At 70.9% G+C, this 23,231-nt stretch carries 20 protein-coding genes and 3 tRNA genes; 9 read left to right on the forward strand and 14 right to left on the reverse strand.

The window, feature by feature from the left end; translation table 11 throughout:
- Window positions 1-13: 13 nt before the first annotated feature.
- The 14 genes from ACWGKU_RS32465 to dnaA all read right to left on the reverse strand — a co-directional run bounded on the left by ACWGKU_RS32465 (window position 14) and on the right by dnaA (window position 16,049).
- A tRNA-Ala gene (locus tag ACWGKU_RS32465) sits at window positions 14-86 on the reverse strand.
- Window positions 87-272: 186 nt separating this feature from the next.
- Window positions 273-401: a DLW-39 family protein gene (locus tag ACWGKU_RS32470; RefSeq protein ID WP_014137031.1), complete on the reverse strand. Its 129-nt coding sequence runs from the start codon at window positions 399-401 to the stop codon at window positions 273-275.
- 259 nt (window positions 402-660) lie between these two features.
- Window positions 661-1,005, reverse strand: coding sequence for a DUF6191 domain-containing protein (locus ACWGKU_RS32475; RefSeq protein ID WP_452180243.1), 345 nt, complete (start codon window positions 1,003-1,005; stop codon window positions 661-663).
- 176 nt (window positions 1,006-1,181) lie between these two features.
- Window positions 1,182-1,255: transfer RNA gene (locus tag ACWGKU_RS32480), tRNA-Ile, on the reverse strand.
- A gap of 104 nt (window positions 1,256-1,359) precedes the next feature.
- Window positions 1,360-1,433, reverse strand: a tRNA-Ile gene (locus ACWGKU_RS32485).
- A gap of 16 nt (window positions 1,434-1,449) precedes the next feature.
- The gene (locus ACWGKU_RS32490) at window positions 1,450-2,844 is read right to left on the reverse strand and encodes a class I SAM-dependent methyltransferase (RefSeq protein WP_452180242.1); all 1,395 of its coding nucleotides are present in this window, start codon (window positions 2,842-2,844) and stop codon (window positions 1,450-1,452) included.
- Window positions 2,845-3,105: 261 nt separating this feature from the next.
- Complete coding sequence (locus ACWGKU_RS32495; protein WP_359906984.1) at window positions 3,106-3,855, reverse strand: DUF3566 domain-containing protein; 750 nt, start codon at window positions 3,853-3,855, stop codon at window positions 3,106-3,108.
- Window positions 3,856-4,005: 150 nt separating this feature from the next.
- A complete protein-coding gene (gyrA, locus tag ACWGKU_RS32500) occupies window positions 4,006-6,552 on the reverse strand; it encodes a DNA gyrase subunit A (protein WP_401052334.1) in 2,547 nt (848 codons plus the stop codon).
- 131 nt (window positions 6,553-6,683) lie between these two features.
- Window positions 6,684-8,699, reverse strand: coding sequence for a DNA topoisomerase (ATP-hydrolyzing) subunit B (gyrB, locus tag ACWGKU_RS32505; RefSeq protein ID WP_401052332.1), 2,016 nt, complete (start codon window positions 8,697-8,699; stop codon window positions 6,684-6,686).
- A 268-nt stretch (window positions 8,700-8,967) separates the two neighbouring features.
- Window positions 8,968-9,432 carry a DUF721 domain-containing protein gene (locus ACWGKU_RS32510; protein ID WP_223244507.1) on the reverse strand — a complete coding sequence of 155 codons (465 nt, stop codon included), beginning with the start codon at window positions 9,430-9,432 and terminating at the stop codon, window positions 8,968-8,970.
- 390 nt (window positions 9,433-9,822) lie between these two features.
- Complete coding sequence (gene recF / locus ACWGKU_RS32515; protein ID WP_359906992.1) at window positions 9,823-10,956, reverse strand: DNA replication/repair protein RecF; 1,134 nt, start codon at window positions 10,954-10,956, stop codon at window positions 9,823-9,825.
- 41 nt (window positions 10,957-10,997) lie between these two features.
- Complete coding sequence (gene gnd, locus ACWGKU_RS32520; RefSeq protein WP_452180241.1) at window positions 10,998-11,873, reverse strand: phosphogluconate dehydrogenase (NAD(+)-dependent, decarboxylating); 876 nt, start codon at window positions 11,871-11,873, stop codon at window positions 10,998-11,000.
- Window positions 11,874-12,044: 171 nt separating this feature from the next.
- Window positions 12,045-13,175 carry a DNA polymerase III subunit beta gene (gene dnaN / locus ACWGKU_RS32525; RefSeq protein ID WP_452180240.1) on the reverse strand — a complete coding sequence of 377 codons (1,131 nt, stop codon included), beginning with the start codon at window positions 13,173-13,175 and terminating at the stop codon, window positions 12,045-12,047.
- Between the two features lie 1,011 nt (window positions 13,176-14,186).
- Complete coding sequence (gene dnaA / locus ACWGKU_RS32530) at window positions 14,187-16,049, reverse strand: chromosomal replication initiator protein DnaA (RefSeq protein WP_452180239.1); 1,863 nt, start codon at window positions 16,047-16,049, stop codon at window positions 14,187-14,189.
- 353 nt (window positions 16,050-16,402) lie between these two features.
- Here dnaA and rpmH point away from each other — a divergent pair, with 353 nt between their 5' ends.
- The 9 genes from rpmH to ACWGKU_RS32575 all read left to right on the forward strand — a co-directional run bounded on the left by rpmH (window position 16,403) and on the right by ACWGKU_RS32575 (window position 23,160).
- A complete protein-coding gene (rpmH, locus tag ACWGKU_RS32535) occupies window positions 16,403-16,540 on the forward strand; it encodes a 50S ribosomal protein L34 (protein ID WP_030392420.1) in 138 nt (45 codons plus the stop codon).
- An 18-nt stretch (window positions 16,541-16,558) separates the two neighbouring features.
- A complete protein-coding gene (rnpA, locus tag ACWGKU_RS32540; RefSeq protein WP_049655849.1) occupies window positions 16,559-16,987 on the forward strand; it encodes a ribonuclease P protein component in 429 nt (142 codons plus the stop codon).
- On the forward strand, window positions 16,984-17,355 hold the full coding sequence (yidD, locus tag ACWGKU_RS32545) for a membrane protein insertion efficiency factor YidD (RefSeq protein ID WP_049655851.1): 372 nt from the start codon (window positions 16,984-16,986) through the stop codon (window positions 17,353-17,355). Before rnpA ends, yidD begins: the two co-directional genes overlap by 4 nt.
- The gene (yidC, locus tag ACWGKU_RS32550; RefSeq protein ID WP_452180238.1) at window positions 17,352-18,536 is read left to right on the forward strand and encodes a membrane protein insertase YidC; all 1,185 of its coding nucleotides are present in this window, start codon (window positions 17,352-17,354) and stop codon (window positions 18,534-18,536) included. The genes yidD and yidC overlap by 4 nt, the downstream gene beginning before the upstream one ends.
- Window positions 18,537-18,618: 82 nt before the next feature.
- Window positions 18,619-19,149, forward strand: coding sequence for a Jag family protein (locus ACWGKU_RS32555; RefSeq protein ID WP_380541256.1), 531 nt, complete (start codon window positions 18,619-18,621; stop codon window positions 19,147-19,149).
- Between the two features lie 159 nt (window positions 19,150-19,308).
- On the forward strand, window positions 19,309-20,127 hold the full coding sequence (gene rsmG / locus ACWGKU_RS32560) for a 16S rRNA (guanine(527)-N(7))-methyltransferase RsmG (RefSeq protein ID WP_452180237.1): 819 nt from the start codon (window positions 19,309-19,311) through the stop codon (window positions 20,125-20,127).
- Between the two features lie 304 nt (window positions 20,128-20,431).
- Window positions 20,432-21,376, forward strand: coding sequence for a ParA family protein (locus tag ACWGKU_RS32565; protein ID WP_452180244.1), 945 nt, complete (start codon window positions 20,432-20,434; stop codon window positions 21,374-21,376).
- On the forward strand, window positions 21,373-22,413 hold the full coding sequence (locus ACWGKU_RS32570; protein ID WP_359907012.1) for a ParB/RepB/Spo0J family partition protein: 1,041 nt from the start codon (window positions 21,373-21,375) through the stop codon (window positions 22,411-22,413). The genes ACWGKU_RS32565 and ACWGKU_RS32570 overlap by 4 nt, the downstream gene beginning before the upstream one ends.
- Before the next feature lie 129 nt (window positions 22,414-22,542).
- Entirely contained in the window at window positions 22,543-23,160 is a 618-nt protein-coding gene (locus tag ACWGKU_RS32575) for a GNAT family N-acetyltransferase (RefSeq protein WP_452180236.1), read from the forward strand.
- Window positions 23,161-23,231 lie beyond the last annotated feature (71 nt).

Consider the following 23,231-nt stretch of genomic DNA (forward strand, 5'->3'; position numbering starts at 1 on the left):
CTGCCGTGGATTGTGGAGCATAGGAGACTCGAACTCCTGACATCTGCCTTGCAAAGGCAGCGCTCTACCAACTGAGCTAATGCCCCTCGACGGCACCGCGCGCGTGCCAACGGGCACTAGCGTACCGGTTTCCGGCGCGATTCCCAGCGCCGTCCCCTTGGAACGGTGCTGTTCCATGGGGTCGGCCGGTCCGGTTCGTCGACCGGGCCGGCCGGCCCGGGAGGCACCGACGGGCGCCTCCGGAGTTCGTCGATCGTCAGATCGCCGGGGGCTCAGCGACCGGCCGGAACCGGGTCGGTGGCCTCGGTCCACAGGTCCTGCTCGGCGCGGTCCGCCTGGACCTGACGGTAGACAAAGAAGCCGCCGAGGGCGACCAGGGCGACCAGGAGAAGCTTCTTCACCGCGGGACCTCGTCCTTCTTGCGTTGACGGACTCAAGAGCCGGATCCGGCCTGACTGACCGGGCCGACGAGTCCAGTTGTGTTTCGAGCGCGAACGGGCTGCCGAGTGCCAGACTGCCCTTGCGGCCGATGATACACACCGGTGTCCCAATCGTGACCAGCCACCGGTACGGCCAACCCGGCGGTCCGGTCCCGGGATTGACGCCGCACCTCCTGGCGGGCGGTCCGACCGCCCCCGGACCGTCCACCGCACCCACGGGTCAGGCCCCGCCCCCCGGGCCCCGCACCGCCCCGGACGCGGGGCCGTTCGCCGGGCGGTCCGGCACCACCACCACGGCCGTGCCGCCCGCCAGGTCCACCCTGGTCCGCGGCGGCGCCCCCTCGCCCTCCTCGTCCCGCAGCATCAGCGTGCTGCCGCGTTCGTCCAGCTCGTGCTGCTTGCCCGCGGCGAACTGCGCGTGCAGCTGCTCGAACCCGGTTGCCGAGATCTGCCCCTCCCGACCGGTCCCCCGCCAGGGCACCCAGCGGGCGCGGCCCGCCCTCAGTGCCAGCTGGTCGAGCACCGCCAGCACCGCCAGGGCGCAGACCAGTCCGGGGATGCTCATCGCCCACAACACCGCCATGCCGTCACCAACCCTCCACCGTGTTTCCCCGGGGAACCGTCGGGACGGGCGCACGGTTCCCGGTCCGGCGGCGGGAAAAGCGGCGGGAAGGGCGGCGGGAAAGGCCGCGGGAAACGCCGAAGGGCCCGGAGTGGATCACTCCGGGCCCTTCGGGGAGGTGGGCCTAACAGGACTTGAACCTGTGGCCTCTTCCTTATCAGGGAAGCGCTCTAACCGTCTGAGCTATAGGCCCTCACCGAACAGAGATCGTACCGGATCCCGGCCGCTCCACGGCCCCGTCCGATCTCGAAAGAGTCGAAGGGCCCGGAGTGGATCACTCCGGGCCCTTCGCGGTTGTGGGCCTAACAGGACTTGAACCTGTGGCCTCTTCCTTATCAGGGAAGCGCTCTAACCGTCTGAGCTATAGGCCCTTGCCGCACTGAAAGATTAGCGGACCGACGGCCGATCTCCCAAATCCGGCTCGGCCGGGGCCGCGGCGGCACCCCCCGCGACCAGCCCCGGCGCACCGGCGGAGGGCCGCAGCAGCCACTCCTCGCGGGTCGGCGGCAGGCCCGCCGAGCCCTCCTCGGTACTGCGGACGGCGAGGACCTGGTTGATCCCGATCCGGTTCTGCTCGAAGGCGAGCGCGGAGGCCGCCATGTACAGCCGCCAGACCCGGGCCCGGCCGCGGCCGACCAGCCGGACCGCCTCCGTCCAGTGCGCCTCCAGGTTGGCCACCCACTCGCGCAGGGTCAGCCCGTAGTGCTCGCGCAGCGACTCGACGTCCCGGACCTCGAAGCCGGCCTCCTCCAGCCGCGCCACGGTGGAACCGACGGGGGAGAGCTCGCCGTCCGGGAAGACGAAGCGGTCGATGAAGGGGCTGGTGCGGTGCTGTTCACCGGGAAGGTCGGGGCGGCGGGCGATCTGGTGGTTGAGCAGCCGGCCGCCGGGCACCAGCAGCCGGTACAGGCCCTCGGCGTAGACCCGGTACTGCTCGGCGCCGACGTGCTCGGCCATCCCGACGCTGGAGATCGCGTCGAAGGGCCCGTCGGCGATCTCCCGGTAGTCCTGCAGCCGGACCTCGACCCGGTCGGACAGGCCGGCCTCCTCGACCCGGGCCCGGGCCAGCGCGACCTGCTCCCGGGAGATGGAGACGCCGACCGCGGTGACCCCGTAGTGCTTCGCCGCGTGCAGCAGCAGTGAGCCCCAGCCGCAGCCGACGTCCAGCAGGCGCATCCCGGGGCGCAGGCCGAGCTTGCGGCAGATCAGGTCGAGCTTGGCCTCCTGGGCGGCCTCCAGGCTCTTCGCCTCCGGCGTCCAGTAGGCGCACGAGTAGACCATCGAGGAGCCCAGCACGATCCGGTAGAAGTCGTTCCCGACGTCGTAGTGGTGGCTGATGGCCGCGCGGTCCCGGCTGCGGCTGTGCAGGCGCCCCGCGGCCCTGCGGACCTCCTCGCGGGGCGGCTCGGGTTCCAGGCCGACCGCCCCGGCCCGCAGCGCGGCGGCGAGCACCCGGCGGCCCCTGGCACCGACCACGTCCCGCGGGCCGAAGGTCAGGGTGCGGATCTCCGGCCGCTCGGCGAAGCGGGCGACGGCGGAGAGCGTCTCGTACAGGTCGGTGCCGGGGGCGAGATCGAGGTCCCCGGCGACGTAGGCCCGGGCCAGGCCCAGTTCGTCCGGCCGCCAGATCAGCCGGCGCAGCGCCCGACGGTTGCGCAGGACCACGGTGGGCGCGCCCGGAGGCCCGGCGACGCTGCCGTCCCAGGCCTGGACCCGCAGCGGTACCGGGACCCCCAACAGCCCTTCCAGGGCCTCCACCAGTTGACCTGCGAGCTTCGCCACCGCGCGCCTCCGTCCAGTCGTCCTGCGGAACCTCAGCCGACCCGGTCGGGCGGATCGGGGGCGGCCTGCGGCACTCCCGGGATTCGGGACGGGTGGCACCCAGCTAATCCCACGGCGGTCGCCCGCTTTCCGGGCGGCACGCCGCGGGCGGCCGGCTGTCACCCGAAATGCCGACGGGCCCCACCGGCTGCAACAGCCGGTGGGGCCCGTACATTCCGTCCCCGGACGGGGAACTGAGCGTGCGTCAGGATCCGGCCGGAATCAGTCCTCCTCGGCCAGGGTGAGCTCCACGCCGCCGGTGAAGCCGGCCGCCGCGTTGTAGATGAACGCGGAGAGCGTGGACAGGGCGGTCAGCAGGACGACGTCGACCACGGCGATCAGCGTGGTGAAGGTCATCACCTTGCCGAAGCCGACGTAGTCCATCAGGTTGAGGCCGCCGCTGCTGTCCGAGCCGGTGACGTCCTTGAGGGTCTTGGTCAGCGAGTCGAAGACGCCGAGCGAGTCCAGCGTCATCCACAGCACGGCCGCGGCCACGATGATGATGATGCCGACGGCCAGCGACAGCAGGAAGCTGACCTTCATCACGGACCACGGGTCGACCTTGGTCACCCGCAGCCGGGCCTTGCGCGTCCGGCCGAGCGCGGAGCCGCCGGCCGCGGGGGCCGGGGCGGGGGCCGCGCCGGGGCGGCGCGCCGCTCCGCCGGTGGGGGTGCCACCGGGCGGGGTGTGCCCCGGGACCCGGGTGCCCCGGGCCGGGGTCGGCTGCCCCTTGGCGTAGGTGGTCGGCTGCGAGAAGCCGCCCGATCCGGCGGCCTGGCCGCCGCTCGCCGACGCGGCCTGCTGCCCGCCGTAGGTCGCACCGCTCTGGCCCGCTCCACCGGCCGGCGGCATCAGCGAGGTGGACGCGGCCGAGTGATCGGTCGGCGGCTGCGGAACGCCGTACGAACCCCCGCCCTGCGCGCCCGGACGGCCGCCGGAGGTTCCTCCCGCAGCACCCGTGGCTCCACTCACCTGGTCCTCCCGCACTTCCCACCAGGACGGCGGTGCCGCCCTGCTTCGTCAATCGTCATCCAGCGCCCGGCGGGATTGCCCGGAACTGGTCGGCGGCCGATGCCGCCGCGCCCGTTGATGGGACGCGGCTGCACCGGTCTGCGGTTCGGTTCAGGCCTCGACGTCTCCGTCGACCGCCGTCACCGCGCCCTCGGCCGTCTCGGTGGACTCGGTGGACTCAGTACCCGCCACCTCGTCCTCCACCGTCTCCTCGTCCTCGGCCTCCGCGTTGCGGGCCATGCCCACGACCGCGTCGCGCTTTCCGAGGTTGATCAGTTGGACGCCCATGGTGTCACGTCCGGTTTCACGAACCTCGGAAACCCTCGTGCGGATCACCCCACCCGAGAGGGTGATCGCCATGATCTCGTCGGATTCGTCGACCACGAGCGCGCCGACCAGCGAGCCCCGGCCCTCGACGATCTTCGCCGCCTTGGTGCCGTAGCCGCCGCGCCCCTGGACACGGTACTCGTCCACACCGGTGCGCTTGGCGTACCCGCCGTCAGTGGCGGTGAAGACATAGGTACCCGGACGGACGACGTTCATCGACAGCAGTTCGTCGTCCTCCCGGAACGCCATGCCCTTGACGCCGGAGGTGGCGCGGCCGGTGGGGCGCAGGGCGTCGTCGGTCGCGGTGAAGCGGATCGACTGGGCCTTCTTGGAGACCAGCAGCAGGTCGTCCTCGGCGGAGACCAGCTCGGCGCCGATCAGCTCGTCGTCCTGGCCCTCCTCGTCCTGGCGCAGGTTGATCGCGATCAGGCCGCCGGAGCGCGGCGAGTCGTAGTCCTTGAGCGCGGACTTCTTCACCAGGCCGGCCCGGGTGGCGAGGACCAGGTACGGCTTGTCCTCGTAGGTGCGGACGGCCATCACCTGGGCGATGTGCTCGTCCGGCTGGAAGGCCAGCAGGTTGGCCACGTGCTGGCCGCGGGCGTCGCGCCCGGCGTCCGGCAGCTCGTAGCCCTTGGCCCGGTAGACCCGGCCCTTGTTGGTGAAGAACAGGATCCAGTTGTGGGTCGTCGTCACGAAGAAGTGGTCGACGATGTCGTCCTGCTTCAGCTGGGCACCGCGCACGCCCTTGCCGCCGCGCTTCTGCGAGCGGTAGAGGTCGGAGCGGGTCCGCTTGACGTAGCCGCCACGGGTGATGGTGACGACGATGTCCTCCTCGGCGATGAGGTCCTCGATGGAGAGGTCGCCGTCGGAGGGGATGAGGGTGGAGCGCCGCTCGTCGCCGTACTTCTCGACGATCGCGGTGAGCTCCTCGGAGATGATCTCCCGCTGACGGGTCGGCGAGGCCAGGATCGCGTTGTACTCGTCGATCTTGCGCTGGAGCTCGTCGTGCTCGTCCATGATCCGCTGGCGCTCCAGGGCGGCCAGCCGGCGCAGCTGCATCTCCAGGATGGCGTTGGCCTGGAGCTCGTCGATGTCGAGCAGGCCCATCAGACCGGTGCGGGCGGCGTCGGCGCTGGCCGAGGCCCGGATCAGCGCGATGACCTCGTCGATCAGGTCCAGGGCCTTGAGCAGCGCGCGCAGGATGTGGGCGCGCTCCTCGGCCTTGCGCAGCCGGAAGGTGGTGCGCCGGACGATGACCTCGACCTGGTGGTTGACCCAGTGCCGGATGAAGGCGTCCAGCGACAACGTGCGCGGCACGCCGTCGACCAGGGCCAGCATGTTGGCGCCGAAGTTGGTCTGCAGCTCGGTGTGCTTGTAGAGGTTGTTCAGCACCACCTTGGCGACGGCGTCGCGCTTGAGCACGACGACCAGGCGCTGGCCGGTGCGCGAGGAGGACTCGTCGCGGACGTCGGCGATGCCGGCGATCTTGCCGTCCTTCACCAGGTCGGCGATCTTCAGCGCGAGGTTGTCCGGGTTGACCTGGAACGGCAGCTCGGTGATCACCAGGCACTGGCGGCCCTGGATCTCCTCGACCTCGACCACGGCGCGCATGGTGACCGAGCCGCGGCCGGTGCGGTAGTAGTCGTCGATGCCGCGGCGGCCGACGATCAGCGCGCCGGTGGGGAAGTCCGGGCCCTTGATCCGCTCGACCAGGGCGTCCAGCAGCTCCTCGGCGGAGGCCTCCGGGTTCTCCAGGTACCAGAGCGCGCCGGAGGCGACCTCGCGGAGGTTGTGCGGCGGGATGTTGGTGGCCATGCCGACCGCGATGCCGGTGGCACCGTTGACCAGCAGGTTGGGGATGCGCGCCGGCAGGACGGTGGGCTCCTGCGAGCGGCCGTCGTAGTTGGCCGCGAAGTCGACGGTCTCCTCGTCGATGTCGCGCATCATCTCCATGGCGAGCGGCATCATCTTGCACTCGGTGTAGCGCATGGCCGCCGCCGGGTCGTTGCCCGGGGAGCCGAAGTTGCCGTTGCCGTCCACCAGCGGCATCCGCATCGACCACGGCTGGGCCAGGCGGACCACGGTGTCGTAGATCGAGGTGTCACCGTGCGGGTGGTAGTTGCCCATGACGTCGCCGACGACGCGGGCGCACTTGTAGTAGCCCTTCTCGGGGCGGTAGCCGCCGTCGTACATCGCGTAGAGCACGCGGCGGTGCACCGGCTTGAGGCCGTCGCGGACCTCGGGCAGCGCACGACTGACGATCACGCTCATCGCGTAGTCGAGGTACGAGCGCTGCATCTCGGTCTCGAGCTCGACCGGCTCGATCCGCATCGTCACCTGGGCGGTGGCCTCGGCGGCTTCGGGAGTCTCGGGCTGTTCGCCTTCGGGACGGTTGTCGTCGACCACTGGTGGTCAGTTTCCTTTCACGCGGACTGGAACGTGCGGGGCCTGCGGTGCAGGCGTCACACGTCCAGGAAGCGGACGTCCTTGGCGTTGCGCTGGATGAAGGAGCGGCGGGCCTCGACGTCCTCGCCCATCAGCACGGAGAACAGCTCGTCGGCGCGGGCGGCGTCCTCCAGGGTGACCTGGAGCAGCAGCCGGTGCTCGACGTCCATGGTGGTGACCCGGAGCTCCTCGGCGTTCATCTCGCCGAGACCCTTGAAGCGCTGGATCGCGTCGTCCTTGGGCAGCCGGCGCCCGGCCGCCACCCCGGAGGCGATCACGGCGTCGCGCTCGCGGTCGGAGTAGGCGTACTCGAAGTCGTCCTTGCCCCACTTGATCTTGTACAGCGGGGGCATCGCGAGGTAGACGTACCCGGACTCGACCAGCGGCCGCATGAAGCGGAACAGCAGGGTCAGCAGCAGGGTGCGGATGTGCTGTCCGTCGACGTCGGCGTCGGCCATCAGCACGATCTTGTGGTACCGCAGCTTGGACTCGTCGTAGTCCTCCTGGATGCCGCAGCCGAACGCCGAGATCAGCGCCTGGACCTCGGTGTTCTGGAGGACCTTGTCGATCCGGGCCTTCTCGACGTTCAGGATCTTGCCGCGGATCGGCAGGATGGCCTGGGTGCGCGGGTCGCGGCCCTGCTTGGCCGAGCCGCCGGCGGAGTCACCCTCGACGATGAAGATCTCGCACTCGGACGGGTCCTTCGACTGGCAGTCGGAGAGCTTGCCCGGCAGCGAGGCGGACTCCAGCAGACCCTTGCGGCGCGTCAGGTCGCGGGCCTTGCGGGCGGCGACGCGCGCGGTGGCGGCCTGGATGGACTTGCGGATGATGTCCGCGGCCTCGTTGGGGTTGCGGTCCAGCCAGTCGTTGAGGTGCTCGTGGACGACCTTCTGGACGAAGGTCTTGGCCTCGGTGTTGCCGAGCTTGTCCTTGGTCTGGCCCTCGAACTGCGGCTCGCCGAGCTTGACCGAGATGATCGCGGTCAGGCCCTCGCGGATGTCCTCGCCGGAGAGGTTGTCGTCCTTCTCCCGGAGCAGCTTCTTGTCCCGCGCGTAGCGGTTGACCAGGCCGGTCAGCGCCGCGCGGAAGCCCTCCTCGTGGGTGCCGCCGCCGTGGGTGTGGATGGTGTTGGCGAAGCTGTAGACCCCCTCGGTGTAGGAGGAGTTCCACTGCATCGCGATCTCCACCGAGATCGCCTTGTCCTTGTCCTCCGCCTCGAAGTCGATCACCGAGGGGTGGACGACCTCGCCCTTGCGGGAGTTGAGGTGGGCGACGAAGTCGGCGATGCCGCCGTCGTACTTGTACGTGACGGTGAGCGGCTTGCCGTTCTCGTCCGCGTGCTCGGAGCGCTCGTCGGTCAGCGAGATCGACAGGCCCTTGTTGAGGAAGGCCATCTCCTGGAAGCGCCGGGAGAGCGTCTCGAAGGAGTAGACGGTGGTCTCGAAGATGTCGGGGTCGGCCCAGAAGGTCACCGTGGTGCCGGTGCGGTCGGTCTCCGCGCCCTTGGCGAGGGGGGCGGCCGGGGCACCCATCTTGTAGTCCTGGGTCCAGATGTGGCCGTCCTTGTGGATCTCCACCGAGAGCCGGGTGGACAGCGCGTTCACCACGGACACGCCGACGCCGTGCAGACCGCCGGAGACGGCGTACCCGCCGCCGCCGAACTTGCCGCCCGCGTGCAGGACGGTGAGCACGACCTCGACGGCGGGCTTGTCCTGACCGGGGACGATGTCCACCGGGATGCCGCGGCCGTTGTCGACGCAGCGGATGGCGCCGTCGGCCATGATCGTGACGTCGATGGTGTCGGCGTACCCGGCCATCGCCTCGTCGACGGAGTTGTCCACGACCTCCTGCACCAGGTGGTGCAGGCCGCGCTCGCCCGTCGAACCGATGTACATGCCGGGGCGCTTGCGGACGGCGTCGAGGCCTTCCAGCACCTGGATGTTGCTACCGGTGTAGGAAGCCTGGTCGGACTGGTCTGGGGTCTGGCTGGGGTTGCCGGAATCGGCCACGAAGCGCCCTCTCTGGCACAGCACGGGCCGCACACCCACCCCGTGCGGGCGGGCGTGCGACCACAGCGTTTCGACTCGGTTGCCACTAGCAACAGTGTTTGGCTCTCAGTCTACCGGTACGACTGACATAGATGGGCGTTTGGCAGCCCTTGAGGGCAGATATGCCGCCCTGAATCCCCTCTGCACATGTCCCGATACTCGACCGGGGGGCCCAGGGCGCCTGGAAGGGCTGTCAGGGGTTCCGGAAGATCGTCGTCCGATCCGTGCCCCCGGCGGCCGCCCGGTCCCCCGGTCAGCCCCAGGTGTCGCCCGGCCCCTTGCTCCCCGGCGCACGCAGCCGGCCGTAGCCGCGGGCGGGCGCCGCCGGGCCGAGCACCTTGATGGTCCGGACCGTCCCGTGCCCCAGCTCGTGGTTCAGACGGGCCACCAACTGCCGTGCCAGCCAGCGCAGTTGGGTGGCCCAGGCGGTGGAGTCGCACTGCACGGTGAGCACCGCGGCGGCCTCGTCGTAGGAGGAGGGATGGCAGTGCGCGGCGATGTCCGGGCCGACGATCTGCGGCCAGCGGCCCATCACCCCGCCGACGGCGGCCGAGGACTCCCAGCCGCGCTCGGTCAGCAGCCGGTTGAGCGCCGCACCCAGCGGGACGGGGTCGCGGCCGTCCGAGCGGGCACCACTGCGCAGGCCGTGCCGCTTCGCCTCGCGCTTCTCGCGGACCTGCTCACCGCGCTGGCGGGCCTGGGCACGGGCCGCCCGCAGCGCGGAGCGGGCGAGGTCGGCACCGGTCGGCGCGGGAGCGCCGGGCTCGGCGGCGTCGGACCGGGGTGCTCCGGGCTCGGGAGCTCCGGACCTGGGTGCTCCGGACCTGGGGGAGTGCTCCGCCGGCTCGCTCACGGCGATCTCCTTTCCCCAGCCTGTGGACAACGGTCGCGGTCGCGCGCCCGCCGAGCCGTCCAGCCTACGGGAGCGGCCGGACCCCTCGGACCGGAGCGGGGGTGGGCGGTGCGCGGAAGTGGTCGCGGTGCGTGACGGCGGTGTGGTGGTCCGGGTGCGGCGGCACCGGTGAAAGGGGACTCCGGCGAGCGGGGGCACCGCCGGCGCCGGTGAAGGGGGTACCCGGGCGGAAGCCGCCGCTGGAAGAGCGTTCGGTCAGGCGTCGATCCGGCGCACCGCGCCGTCGGAGACCGCGAACCGGGCGCCGGCCAGCGCCTTCGGCACGTCCTCGGCGACCGCCGCGGTCACCAGCACCTGCTCCCCGTCGGCCACCAGCTCGGCCAGCCGGTCCCGGCGGGCGGCGTCCAGCTCGGCGAACACGTCGTCCAGGATCAGCACCGGCTCGCCGCCGTCGGCGCGCAGCAGCTCGTACGAGGCCAGCCGCAGCGCCAGCGCGAACGACCAGGACTCGCCATGGCTGGCGTAGCCCTTGGCGGGCAGCGGGCCGAGCCTGAGCAGCAGCTCGTCGCGGTGCGGGCCGACCAGGGTGACGCCGCGATCGACCTCCTGCTTGCGGGCCGCCTGCAGCGCGTTCAGCAGCTGCTCCTCGGCCTGCTCGCGACTGGTCGGCAGTTCGCCCTCGAAGGAGCTGCGGTACTCCAGGGCGGTGTCGCCGCCGCCCGGGGCGAGCTGCCCGTACGCGGCCGCCACCAGCGGCTGCAGGGCGGCCACCAGCTGGATCCGGAAGGCCGTCAACTCGGCGCCGGCGCGGGCGAGATGGCCGTCCCAGACCTCCAGGGTGGACAGGTCGGCGCCCTTGCCGCCGCCGGCCCGGCGGGCCATCGCGGCGGTCTTCAGCAGGGCGTTGCGCTGCTTGAGCACCCGCTCGTAGTCCTGCCGCACCCCGGCCAGCCGGGGTGCCCGGGCGGTCAGCAGCTCGTCCAGGAAGCGCCGCCGCTCACCCGGGTCCCCCTTGACCAGGCTGAGGTCCTCGGGGGCGAACAGCACGGTGCGCAGCAGGCCCAGCACGTCGCGCGGGCGGACGTTGTCGGAGCGGTTGATCCGGGCCCGGTTGGCCTTGCCCGGGGTGAGCTCCAGCTCGATCAGGGTGGAGCGGCCGCGGTCCACCACCGAGGTGCGGACCACCGCCCGCTCGGCGCCCAGCCGGATCAGCGGGGCGTCGGTGGCGACCCGGTGGCTGCCCAGGGTGGCGACGTAGCCGATCGCCTCGACCAGGTTGGTCTTGCCCTGGCCGTTCGGTCCGACGAAGGCGGTCACGCCCGGGTCGAGGGGAACCTCGGCCCGGGCGTACGACCGGAAGTCGGCGAGCGACAGATGCGCGACGTGCATGGCTGTGGACTGCGCCCGCCTTCTTGTGGAGGACCTGCTGGTTACTTGGACTCGACCGCGTGGCCGCCGAACTGGTTGCGCAGCGCGGCGATCATCTTCATCTGCGGCGAGTCCTCCTGGCGGGAGGCGAAGCGGGCGAACAGCGAGGCGGTGATGGCCGGCAGCGGCACGGCGTGGTCGATCGCGGCCTCGACGGTCCAGCGGCCCTCGCCGGAGTCGGCGGCCCAGCCGCGCAGCTTGTCCAGGTGCTCGTCCTCGTCCAGGGCGCGGACGGACAGGTCCAGCAGCCAGGAGCGGATGACGGTGCCCTCCTGCCAGCTGCGGAAGACCTCGCGCACGTCGGTGACCTCGGGGGCGGCCTCCAGCAGCTCCCAGCCCTCGGCGAAGGCCTGCATCATCGCGTACTCGATGCCGTTGTGGACCATCTTGGCGAAGTGGCCGGCGCCCACGGCACCCGCGTGCACCGAGCCGAACTCGCCCTCGGGCTTGAGGGCGTCGAAGACCGGCTGGGCCTTGGCGACGTGCTCGGCGTCGCCGCCGTACATCAGCGCGTAGCCGTTCTCCAGGCCCCAGACGCCGCCGGAGACGCCGCAGTCCACGAAGCCGATGCCCTTGGCGGCCAGCGCCTCGGCGTGCTTGATGTCGTCGGTCCAACGGGAGTTGCCGCCGTCGACCACCACGTCGCCGGGGGAGAGCAGATCGGCGAGCTCGTCGACGGTGGCCTGGGTGGCGGCGCCGGCCGGGACCATGACCCAGACGACGCGCGGGCCCTGGAGCTTGGTGACGAGCTCCTGGAGGCTGTCGACGTCGGAGATGTCCGGGTTGCGGTCGTACCCGATGACGGTGTGGCCGGCGCGGCGGATCCGCTCGCGCATGTTGCCGCCCATCTTGCCGAGACCGATGAGGCCGAGCTCCATGACCAAGTCCTTACCTGTGGTGACGTGCCTGCCGGCGGCGCCGTTGCCGCACTCCTTGAGCCTACGCGCTGGAGCGGACCCGGCCGTCTGCGGTCGGGCCGGGCGGGGGAGACGTCCACAGGCTGTGCACAGCGGGTGTGCACAGCCTGTGGACGGTAGGACGCGGCGGGATCAGCCGGAGAGGCGGACCGGCATGATCAGGTACTGGTAGGCCTTGTCCTCCTCGGCGTCCACCGAGACCTTGCCGCTGAGCAGCGCGGGCTTGGTCGGGGTGGTGAAGCTGAGCTGGGCGAAGGGGGAGTCGATGGCCTTGAGGCCCTCCTCCAGGTAGCCCGGGTTGAAGGCGATCGAGATGGCGTCGCCCTCCAGGGAGGCCTCGATCCGCTCGGTGGCCTGGGCGTCGTCGCCCGAACCGGCCTCCAGGGTCAGGACGCCCTCCTCGAAGTTGAGGCGGACCGGGGTGTTGCGCTCGGCGACCAGCGAGACGCGCTTGAGCGCCTCCAGGAAGGGCTGGGTCTGGATCGCGGCGATCGCGTTGAACTCGGTCGGGAACAGGCTGCGGAACTTGGGGAACTCGCCCTCCAGCAGCCGGGTGGTGGTCCGGCGGCCGGCGCCCTCGAAACCGATCAGGCCCTCGCCCGCGCCGCCCGAGGAGAGCGCGATGGAGACGTTGTCGCCGCTGCCCAGGGACTTGGCGATGTCCTGGAGGGTCTTGGCGGGGACCAGCGCGACGGCGGAGATGTCCGACTGCTCGGGCTTCCACAGCAGCTCGCGGACGGCGAAGCGGTAGCGGTCGGTGGCGGCCAGGGTGATCCGGTCGCCCTCGATCTCGACCCGGACACCGGTGAGCACCGGGAGGGTGTCGTCCCGGCCGGCGGCGACCGCGGCCTGGCTGACGGCCGAGGCGAAGACGTCGCCGGAGACGGTGCCGGTGGCGGTCGGCATCTGGGGGAGCGTGGGGTACTCGTCCACCGGGAGGGTGGGGAGGGTGAAGCGGGAGCTGCCGCAGACCACGCTGACGCGCTGGCCGTCGGTGGAGATCTCCACCGGCCGGTTGGGGAGGTTGCGGGAGATGTCGTTCAGCAGCCGGCCGGAGACCAGGACGGTTCCGGCCTCCTCGACGTCCGCCTCCAGCTCGACCCGGGCCGAGACCTCGTAGTCGAAGCCGGACAGCGCCAGACTGCCCTCCTGCGCGGTCAGCAGCAGGCCGGCCAGCACCGGCACCGGCGGCCGTGCCGGGAGGCTGCGGGCAGCCCAGGCCACCGCCTCCGCGAGGACGTCACGCTCCACCCGGAACTTCACCGGTAACCGCCTCCTGGATCGAGCGCTCCCGCTCGCACTCTGGTTCGTCTGATCTTGATCGTCGGTTCGGCTGTCCGCCGAGCTCGGTCACTCCGCTTCCAGTCGCAAGGACAGTCTGACGTACTCCGCCGACAGACGGGGCAGACGGGCGCAAGCAACCCGAACGGTTGTCGGAGACCGGTTGTCCACAGATTCGGGGCCCACCCACTTTGAAAGCAAGTCCGGGGTCTAAATGTGTAGTGGTAGTAGTAGGGCCTGTGGAAACCGTGGATAACCCCGTTTCCCCAGGTCAGAGCCCGAATTTTGTCCACAGCGGTTGTGGACGGCGGCTGTGGACGGGCAGGCCTCGCTGTGGACAGCCGAGCGTTACCCACAGGCCACGCTGGGTATCCACAGGTTATCCCCAGGGCTGTCCCCAGATCCGGGCCCGGTTATCCACGGGCGCCGGTCAACTTTTCGTGACGCCTTTCACACCAGGGTATGAACGGTAGCCCACGGTTGTCGAACTGTGGACGCCGCTGTGGACAACCTGGGGATAACCGCCCTTCCCCTGGGGACAACCGGTGGATAACCCGGACGGCCCAGTGGCGGCCCGTCAACTGTCCACAGCCTGTGGATAACCGTTGTGCACAAGTCCACAGGCACGTGACCTGCGCGGAAGAGCGTAGCGGTGACGGGCCTGTGGACGAATTCTGGATAACTCCGCACTCCCCACCCTGTGGACGGTGGAGGAGGGGCCGGTCCTGTGGACAACGGCCTTGCGCGCCCTCGGTTTTCGAATCACCGGTCAGTTGTTCGGCGCGGGCTGTGGACTGGCGGAACGTCCGTCGACGGCATCCCTGCCCAGCCGGCGCGCGCCGCACACCTGTGGACGTGCGAAAGGGCGTCAGGATTCGCTCCTGACGCCCTGGGGCCGTGCCGCGTCGTGCCGTGCCGGGTGTTCGTGCGGTACCGCGCCGCGTGCCGTGCAGCGCCGCGTGGCACCCGGCACGACACCCGGCACGGAGTCGGCTAGCTCTTGATGCGGTTGGTGAGTTCGGTGACCTGGTTGTAGATCGAGCGCCGCTCGGCCATCAGCGAGCGGATCTTGCGGTCCGCGTGCATCACCGTGGTGTGGTCGCGGCCGCCGAACTGCGCACCGATCTTCGGCAGCGAGAGGTCGGTGAGCTCACGGCAGAGGTACATCGCGATCTGCCGGGCCGTCACCAGCACGCGGCTGCGCGAGGATCCGCAGAGGTCGTCCACCCCCAGGCCGAAGTACGCGGCGGTCTGCTGCATGATGACCTGCGCGGTGATCTCCGGGCCGGCGTCCTCGTCCCCGCCGGGGATCAGGTCCTTGAGGACGATCCCGGCCAACTCCAGGTCCACCGGGGCCCGGTTGAGGTTGGCGAAGGCGGTGACCCGGATCAGGGCGCCCTCCAACTCCCGGATGTTGCGGGTGATCCGGGAGGCGATGAACTCCAACACGTCGGCGGGAGCGTTGAGTTGTTCCTGGATCGCCTTCTTGCGCAGGATCGCGATCCGGGTCTCCAGCTCCGGCGGGGTGACGTCGGTGATCAGACCCCACTCGAAGCGGTTGCGCAGCCGGTCCTCCAGCGTGGTCAGCAGCTTGGGCGGCCGGTCCGAGGAGAGGACGATCTGCTTGTTCGCGTTGTGCAGGGTGTTGAAGGTGTGGAAGAACTCCTCCTGCGTGGACTCCTTGCTCGCGAGGAACTGGATGTCGTCCACGAGCAGGATGTCCATGTCCCGGTAGCGGCGGCGGAAGGTGTCCGCCTTGCCGTCCCGGATCGAGTTGATGAACTCGTTGGTGAACTCCTCCGAGGACACGTAGCGCACCCGGGTGCCCGGGAAGAGGCTGCGCGAGTAGTGCCCGATGGCGTGCAGCAGGTGGGTCTTGCCCAGCCCGGACTCGCCGTAGATGAAGAGCGGGTTGTACGCCTTGGCCGGGGCCTCGGCGACCGCCACCGCCGCCGCGTGCGCGAAGCGGTTGCTGGCGCCGATCACGAAGGTGTCGAACAGGTACTTGGGGTTCAGCCGGGCGGCCGGCTCGTCCTTGCGGGAGCCGCCGGCCGGGGGAGCGCCGGGCGGGGCGGGCACCCCGGGGACGCCGGGACGCTCGGCGGAGCGCTCCGGGGAGGCCTTCTCCGCGGGACGGCCGCCGGTGGGGCGGGAACCGCCGGCCCGGCGGCCGGCGCCGGCCCGCGGCTGCTCGTTCGGGCCGGGGCCGTAGGCGCCGCCGAAGAGGTCGCCCTGGGTGGTCGCGGGCGGGCCGGGGACGGGCCGCGGCGCCTGGCGGGGCGCGGGCTCCTCCGGGTCGCGGTAGGCGGGCGACTGCTCCTGGTAGCCCTGCCAGCCCTGGCCGCCGCCGGGGCCGCCGTACGGGGCCTGGCGCGGGTCGTAGCCGCCGGTGTCGTAGCGGGGCCGCTCGTAGTCCTGCTCGTACGGCTGCCCCTGACCCTGCTCGTAGGGGTGGCCCTGCTCGTACGGCTGGCCGTGTTCGTACGACTGCGGGTAGTCCTGGCCGCCGTAGTCGGGGGCGTCCTCCTCGGCCGGGCCCGGGTAGGGCTCGGCGGGGGACTGGGGGGCGGGTGCGGGCGTGGTCGGCACCGCGTTGGCGTCGACCATCACGGCGATCCGGACCGGGCGGCTGAGCTCACGGCTGAGGGCCTCGGTCAGCTGCGGCAGCAGCCGGCCCTCCAGCACCTGCTTGGCCCGCTCGTTCGGGGTCGCCAGCAGGGCGGTGTCGTGCATCATCCACATCGGCTGGGTGCGCTGCACCCACTGTTTGTCCATCTCCCCGACATCGGGGTCGTTGACCAGCCGCTCGACGACCCTGGCCCAGACCGGGACGAGGTCGCTGTTGACATCAGCCACTGGTGCACGCTTTCCAAGAACAAACCAGACAAGTTCTGCAACGGTAGTCAGCGAACAGGGCGGGATCAAGTCGTTGTCCACAGGCTGTGGGTAAGACGGGCGATCGCGGGCTGGTTTGACCCCCGTGCCCCGTCCCGCGTACCGTAACCAGGTCGAGTTGTCGATGGCCGCTGCCGCATGTCCGCGGGTCCACCCGCTCCATAAGGCGCGCAGCACGGGCGCCGTGGATTGCCTCAGACCCCAGCCGAACTGGGGCGATGGGCCGGATTTCCGAATCAGGGGAGATCACGCGGACGCACGGTGACGGCCAAGCGATTTCCCGTCATCCTACGATTCACCTCAGGAGCCCCCGAGTGAGCAAGCGCACCTTCCAGCCGAACAACCGTCGTCGCGCGAAGACCCACGGCTTCCGGCTGCGTATGCGTACCCGCGCCGGCCGTGCCATCCTGGCCGCCCGCCGTGGCAAGGGCCGCACCAGCCTGTCCGCCTGATCCGCGCCAGAGTCTGTTGTGCTGCCCTCCGAGAATCGGCTGCGGCGGCGCCAGGACTTCGCGACCGCGGTGAAACGCGGTCGTCGGGCCGGCCGGCCCCTTCTGGTCGTCCATCTCAGCAGAGACGGTGACCCGCAGGGGCAGACCGACCGGACCAGCGACTCCCGCCCGCACGTCGCCGAGGGGACTCCTTCGGCGCGTGCGGGTTTCGTCGTGAGCAAGGCCGTTGGCCCGGCGGTCGTCCGCAATCTGGTCAAGCGCCGGTTGCGTCACCTCGTTCGTGATCGTCTGTCCAGGCTGCCCGCCGGTAGCCTGATAGTGGTGCGTGCGCTGCCCCAGGCCGCGACCGCCTCGTACCAGGACCTCGAACGTGACCTGGACGCGGCACTCAAGCGGTTGCTGAGGACGGAGCCCGCCGCCACGGCGCCGACGGGAGCAGGTCGATGAAGTACCTGCTGATGGGTCTGATCAGGGTCTACCAGTGGACCATCAGCCCACTGCTCGGTCCGGTCTGCCGTTATTACCCCTCCTGCTCGCACTACGGCTACGAGGCCGTGAAGGTGCACGGGGCGGTGAAAGGCGGCGGGCTGACCGTGTGGCGCATCCTGCGCTGCAATCCGTGGACGCCCGGCGGGGTCGATCATGTCCCGCCGCGCAAGCATCCGGTGTGGCACCGGCGGTTGCGGGACTGGCTGAAGAGCCGGTCCGCCACCGGAGACCCGGTGACCGCCACCCCCGCCGGTCCGGACCCCGAGGGCCCGGCGACCATTGGTCCCGTGCGGCCAATCCACCTGTCCAAGGAGCCTGACCGGTGACCTTCTCCTTCCTGAATCCCCTGTACACAGCGGTGTCCTGGATCATCGTCCAGTTCCACTCGCTGTACAGCCACATCTTTGACCCGGACGGTGGCTGGGCCTGGGGTCTCGCCATCGCCTCGATGGTGGTCGTCATCCGGATCTGCCTGATCCCGCTCTTCGTGAAGCAGATCAAGGCGACCCGGGCCATGCAGGCGATCCAGCCGAAGATGAAGGCCATCCAGGAGCGCTACAAGAACGACCGGCAGCGCCAGTCCGAAGAGATGATGAAGCTGTACAAGGATGCGGGTACCAACCCGTTCTCCAGCTGCCTTCCCATCATCGTGCAGGCGCCGTTCTTCACCGCCCTCTACGGCGTGCTCGCCAAGGTCGCCAAGGGCCAGGACATCGGTGTCATCCACGGTGACCTGCTGGTGAGCGCCGGCAAGGCGCACATCTTCGGTGCCCCGCTCTCCGCGACCTTCGTCGGCAGCCCCGAGACCAGCGTCAAGATCGTCACCGCCGTGATGATCATCCTGATGTCGCTGTCGCAGTTCGTCACCCAGCGCCAGCTGATGACCAAGAACGTCGACCTCACGGTGAAGACGCCGTTCATGCAGCAGCAGAAGATGCTGATGTACGTCTTCCCGATCATGTTCGCCGTGATGGGCATCAACTTCCCGGTCGGTGTCCTGGTCTACTGGCTGACCACCAACGTCTGGTCGATGGGCCAGCAGCTGATCGTCATCCACAACAACCCGACCCCGGGCAGCATGGCCTTCCAGGAGCGCCAGGAGCGTCTGAAGAAGGCCGGCCGACTGCGTCCGGACGGTACGGAGATCAAGGGCGCGCTCTGGGGCATGCTGCCCCCGTCCAAGGCGGCCGTGAGCGAGGCGGCCAGCGCCGCCGCGGTGGTCGAGGAATCGGTGCAGGCGCGCCGCCAGCAGCCCCGTCGGCAGAGCAAGGCCCAGCGCCAGCAGGGCGGCGTCGGACAGCCGACCGTGGAGCCGGGCAAGGACGCCCCGGCCGAGGAGCCCACCGACGCAGCTCCGGCCGACACCGCCCCGGCGGACTCCCCGGCCGATGCCGGTGGCGAGCCGGCGGCCGCCAAGCAGAGCACGGCCAAGCCGGCCGGTACCAAGCAGGGCACCCGGCAGCAGCCGAAGCGCGGTGGCGGCCAGCGGCCGAAGAAGAAGTCCTGACCGGCCCCAAGCCTGTTGTGACAGCCGCGAAGAGCTTCGTTCCCGGCCCGGCAGACGGGCCCATCTCCGAAGGAGTCCATCAGTGACGGAAGGCACCACCTCCGCCGTCGAGGCCGAGACCGCCGCCAGTTCCGACGAGAGCCTCATCTCCCGTCTGGAGCAGGAGGGCGACATCGCGGCGGACTACCTGGAGGGTCTGCTCGACATCGCCGACCTCGACGGTGACATCGACATGGACGTCGAGGGCGACCGCGCCCTGGTCTCCATCGTCAGTGACGGCAACGACCGCGCGCTGCAGCGCCTGGTCGGCCAGGACGGCGAGGTGCTGGAGGCCCTCCAGGAGCTGACCCGGTTGGCTGTCCACCGGGAGACCGGCGAGCGCAGCCGCCTCATGCTGGACATTGCCGGCTTCCGGGCCCGCAAGCGCGAGGAGCTGGCGGTGCTCGGGGCCAAGGCCGCGGAGCAGGCCAAGAGCAGTGGCGAGCAGGTCAAGCTGCGGCCGATGACTCCCTTCGAGCGCAAGGTCGTCCACGACGCGGTCGCCGCGGCCGGCCTGCGCAGCGAGTCCGAGGGCGAAGAGCCCCAGCGGTTCGTGGTCGTGCTGCCGGTCTGAGGCCGACAGGTCGACGACCGGCCGCCGTGGCGGCCGGAGAGCTTCACCGGACGTGACCCCGTCCGCCTCGTGCGGGCGGGGTCGTCGTCCCTTCTGGGATGTTTCACGTGAAACAGTGCGTTGAGCGGGTCGGTGGATCCGGGGATCGGAGAGGTCGAGATGGACACGGAGAACGCGGCTGCCGGCCGGCCGGGGGCGGACGTGGACCCGGCCGCTGAGGGGCGGGCCACCGAGCTGGAGCATCCTGGCGAGGCACCGGCCGTCGCCCGGGAGGTCTTCGGGGAGCGCTACGACGCCGCGGTCCGCTACACCGAGCTGCTGGCCACCGCGGGCGTGCAGCGCGGGCTGATCGGGCCCCGCGAGGTGCCCCGGCTCTGGGACCGCCACGTGCTGAACTGCGCGGTGCTGGCCGAGCTGCTGCCCTCCGGCATCACTCTGTGCGACGTCGGCTCCGGGGCCGGCCTGCCGGGCATCCCGGTGGCGCTGGCCCGTCCGGACGTCTCGGTGACGCTGCTGGAGCCACTGCTGCGCCGGACCACCTTCCTGGAGGAGGTCGTCCGGGAGCTGGGCCTGGACAATGTCACGGTGCTGCGCGGTCGCGCGGAGGAGATGGTCGGCAAGCTCGCGGTGGACGTGGTGACCGCCCGGGCGGTGGCGCCGCTGGACCGGCTGGCCGGCTGGGGCATGCCGCTGCTGCGCCCGCACGGACAGATGCTGGCGCTCAAGGGCGACAGCGCGGAGCAGGAGCTGGCCGAATCGCGGGCCGGTCTGGCCAAGCTGGGTGCGGTCGAGTGGAGCGTCATCGCGGTCGGCGAGGGCACCCTGGAGACCTCGACCCGGGTGATCCAGGTGAAGGCGGGGGAGAGCCCCGGCGGGGTGAAGGCGGCCACCCGGCGTGCCAAGGCGGCCCGGGCGGGTCGCACCGCGAGCGTCCGGAACGGCGAGCGCGGCCGGGGCGGGCGGCGCCGCAGCCGCTGATCCGGCGTGACGCCGACGACGTACCGAACACGGGCGGACGGGCCTCCTGCGAGGGAGGATCGTCCGCCCGTCGTCGTTCAGGTGGCGGACGGGCCGCTGTTCCCCCCGGCGTTCGGCCGGGTGGTGCCCCCGGGACTCCGGAGTGTCGCAACGTCAGATTTCCGGCATAGCGGGCATGGTGTTTCACGTGAAACGTCGCTCCTTGCTCTCGGGCATCCTCCGCCGTGACCGGGCGGCGACTGTTGCCGCTCCGGTTTCACGTGAAACACTGACCCCCATGCAGGACTCGGAGACCGTCGACCAGATCGATGACACGCCCATCGCACGGGCTGCCCAGGCTGCGGTTCAGGCGATCGGCCGAGCGGGCGAGGGACTGCCCCGGCCCGCCGCCACCCGGGTGATCGTGGTCGCCAACCAGAAGGGTGGGGTGGGCAAGACCACCACCACCGTGAACATGGCCGCCTCGCTCGCCATGCACGGCCTGCGCGTCCTGGTCGTCGACCTCGACCCGCAAGGCAACGCCTCCACGGCGCTCGGCATCGACCACCACGCCGAGGTGCCGTCCATCTACGACGTCCTGGTGGAGGGCAAGCCGCTGGCCGACGTGGTGCAGCCGGTGCGCGACGTCGAGGGACTGTTCTGCGTTCCCGCCACCATCGACCTGGCCGGCGCCGAGATCGAGCTGGTCTCCCTGGTGGCCCGGGAGAGCCGGCTCCAGCGGGCCATCGCCGCCTACGAGCAGCCGCTCGACTACATCCTGATCGACTGTCCGCCCTCGCTGGGTCTGCTGACGGTCAACGCCCTGGTCGCCGGCCAGGAGGTGATGATCCCGATCCAGTGCGAGTACTACGCCCTGGAGGGCCTCGGTCAGCTGCTGCGCAACGTCGAGCTGGTGCGCGCGCACCTCAATCCCGCACTGCACGTGTCGACCATCCTGCTCACCATGTACGACGCCCGGACCAGGCTGGCCGCCCAGGTCGCCGAGGAGGTCCGGACCCACTTCCACCAAGAGGTGCTGAGCACGGCGATCCCGCGCTCGGTGCGCATCTCGGAGGCGCCCAGCTACGGGCAGACGGTGCTCACCTACGACCCGGGCTCGACCGGGGCGCTCTCCTACCTGGAGGCCGCCCGCGAGCTCGCGCTGCGTGCGGTGGGCCAGGGCGGCTCGCTGGTGGGTCAGCAGCGGGACGGCCAGCAGGGGCACGGCGCCCCGGTGGCACAGCACGGCACGACGGAGGGTCATCAGTGAGTGCTCGCAGGGTTGGTCTGGGACGAGGGCTGGAGGCGTTGATCCGCCCCGCCGCGCCGGTGGACGGCGGGGCGGAGGCGAAGCCCGCGGCAGCCGCGCCCGCACCGGCCTCGGTGACGCCGCTGCCGAGCGGCCGCGGCACGGTGGCGGCCCGGGCGGCCGCGGAGAAGCGGGCCGAGCAGGCGCAGCCGGCCGGTGCGTACTTCGCCGAGCTGCCGCTGGACGCGATCACCCCGAACCCGCGCCAGCCGCGTGAGGTCTTCGACGAGGACAAGCTGGCCGAGCTGGTCACCTCCATCAAGGAGGTCGGGCTGCTCCAGCCGATCGTGGTCCGCCAGGTCGGTGCGGACAGCTTCGAGCTGATCATGGGCGAGCGCCGTTGGCGCGCCTCCCGGGAGGCCGGGCTGGAGCGGATCCCGGCGATCGTCCGGGCCACCGAGGACGACAAGCTGCTGCTGGACGCGCTCCTGGAGAACCTGCACCGCGCCGAGCTGAACCCGGTGGAGGAGGCGGCCGCCTACGACCAGCTGCTGCGGGACTTCGCCTGCACCCACGAGGAGCTGGCCGACCGGATCGGCCGCTCCCGCACGCACGTCTCCAACACCCTGCGGCTGATGAAGCTCCCGCCGTCCGTCCAGACCCGGCTGGTGGCCGGGACGCTGATGGCCGGACACGCCCGGGCGCTGCTCGGCCTGTCGGGGCCCGAGCAGCAGGAGCGGCTGGCCGCGCGGGTCATCGCCGAGGGCCTCACGGTGCGCAACGTCGAGGAGATCGTCGTGCTGATGCGCTCGGAGGAACCGGAGGAGCCCAAGCGCCAGGCGCCGAAGGCGGGCAAGCTGAACTCCCCGGCCTTCAACGACCTGGCGAGCCGGCTGTCCGACCGCTTCGACACCCGGGTCAAGGTCGAGGTGTCGCAGCGCGGCGGGAAGCTGGGCAAGGGCAAGGTGGTGCTGGAGTTCGGCTCGGTGGAGGACCTGAACCGGATCCTGGACAGCATGGCCCCGGGTGAGGACGGTCTGCGGCTGTCGCAGGGCTGAGCCGGACCGGCCGGCCGAGGGCAACGACCCGATGGGTGCGTGTTCCACGTGAGCGCTGTTTCACGTGAAACATGCACCCATCGGCGTTCGTGGGGGAATGCTCGACCGTGAGAGGGAGGAGGTGCGGCCATGGGACGGCGGATCGCTCCGCTGACGCTGGACAACCTCGGGGACCTGCCGAACGGCTGTCGCTCCTGCGTGTTCTGGGAGCTGGACCCGGTCAGCGCGAAGGAGGCGGTGGAGGCGGGCAAGCCGGAGCTGGAGAAGGAGGGGTGGATCTCCACGGTGCTGCTGGAGTGGGGCTCCTGCGGGCGGATCGTCTACGTGGACGACCGGCCCGCCGGGTTCGTGCTCTACGCACCGCCCGCCTACGTCCCCCGCTCGCAGTCCTTCCCGACCAGCCCGGTGTCGGCGGACGCCGTTCAGCTGATGGTCAGCCGGGTGCTGCCGGGCTACCAGCGCCAGGGCCTCGGCCGGGTGCTGGTGCAGACGGTGGCCAAGGACCTGATCGGGCGAGGGGTGCGGGCGATCGAGGCCTTCGGCTCGTCCGGTCGGGTGCCGACCAGCTGCGTGCTGCCGGCCGACCATCTGCTCGCGGTCGGCTTCAAGACCGTCCGCCCGCACCAGCGCTACCCGCGGCTGCGTCTGGAGGCGCGGATGACGCTCTCCTGGCGGGGTGATGTGGAGGGGGCGCTGGAGCGGCTGTTGGGCGGCGGGCGCAAGGAGCCCGCGCTGCGGCCGTTCTAGCGGTCGCCTCCGTAAGGCGTCTCCGTGGGGCGTCGCCGTAGGGCGTCTCCAGGGGCGTCCGGAGGGCCGGG

The sequence above is a fragment of the Kitasatospora sp. NPDC054768 genome, from assembly GCF_053612025.1.

What these genes read in the sequence shown, in the direction of transcription:
- gyrA (WP_401052334.1), bottom strand. Translation starts at nt 6,552, where the DNA reads ATGCGGATCGAGCCGGTCGAGCTCGAGACCGAGATGCAGCGCTCGTAC.
- recF (WP_359906992.1), bottom strand. Translation starts at nt 10,956, where the DNA reads ATGCACGTCGCGCATCTGTCGCTCGCCGACTTCCGGTCGTACGCCCGG.
- gnd (WP_452180241.1), bottom strand. Translation starts at nt 11,873, where the DNA reads ATGGAGCTCGGCCTCATCGGTCTCGGCAAGATGGGCGGCAACATGCGC.
- ACWGKU_RS32575 (WP_452180236.1), top strand. Translation starts at nt 22,543, where the DNA reads ATGGGACGGCGGATCGCTCCGCTGACGCTGGACAACCTCGGGGACCTG.
- rsmG (WP_452180237.1), top strand. Translation starts at nt 19,309, where the DNA reads ATGGACACGGAGAACGCGGCTGCCGGCCGGCCGGGGGCGGACGTGGAC.
- yidD (WP_049655851.1), top strand. Translation starts at nt 16,984, where the DNA reads ATGAAGTACCTGCTGATGGGTCTGATCAGGGTCTACCAGTGGACCATC.
- ACWGKU_RS32475 (WP_452180243.1), bottom strand. Translation starts at nt 1,005, where the DNA reads ATGAGCATCCCCGGACTGGTCTGCGCCCTGGCGGTGCTGGCGGTGCTC.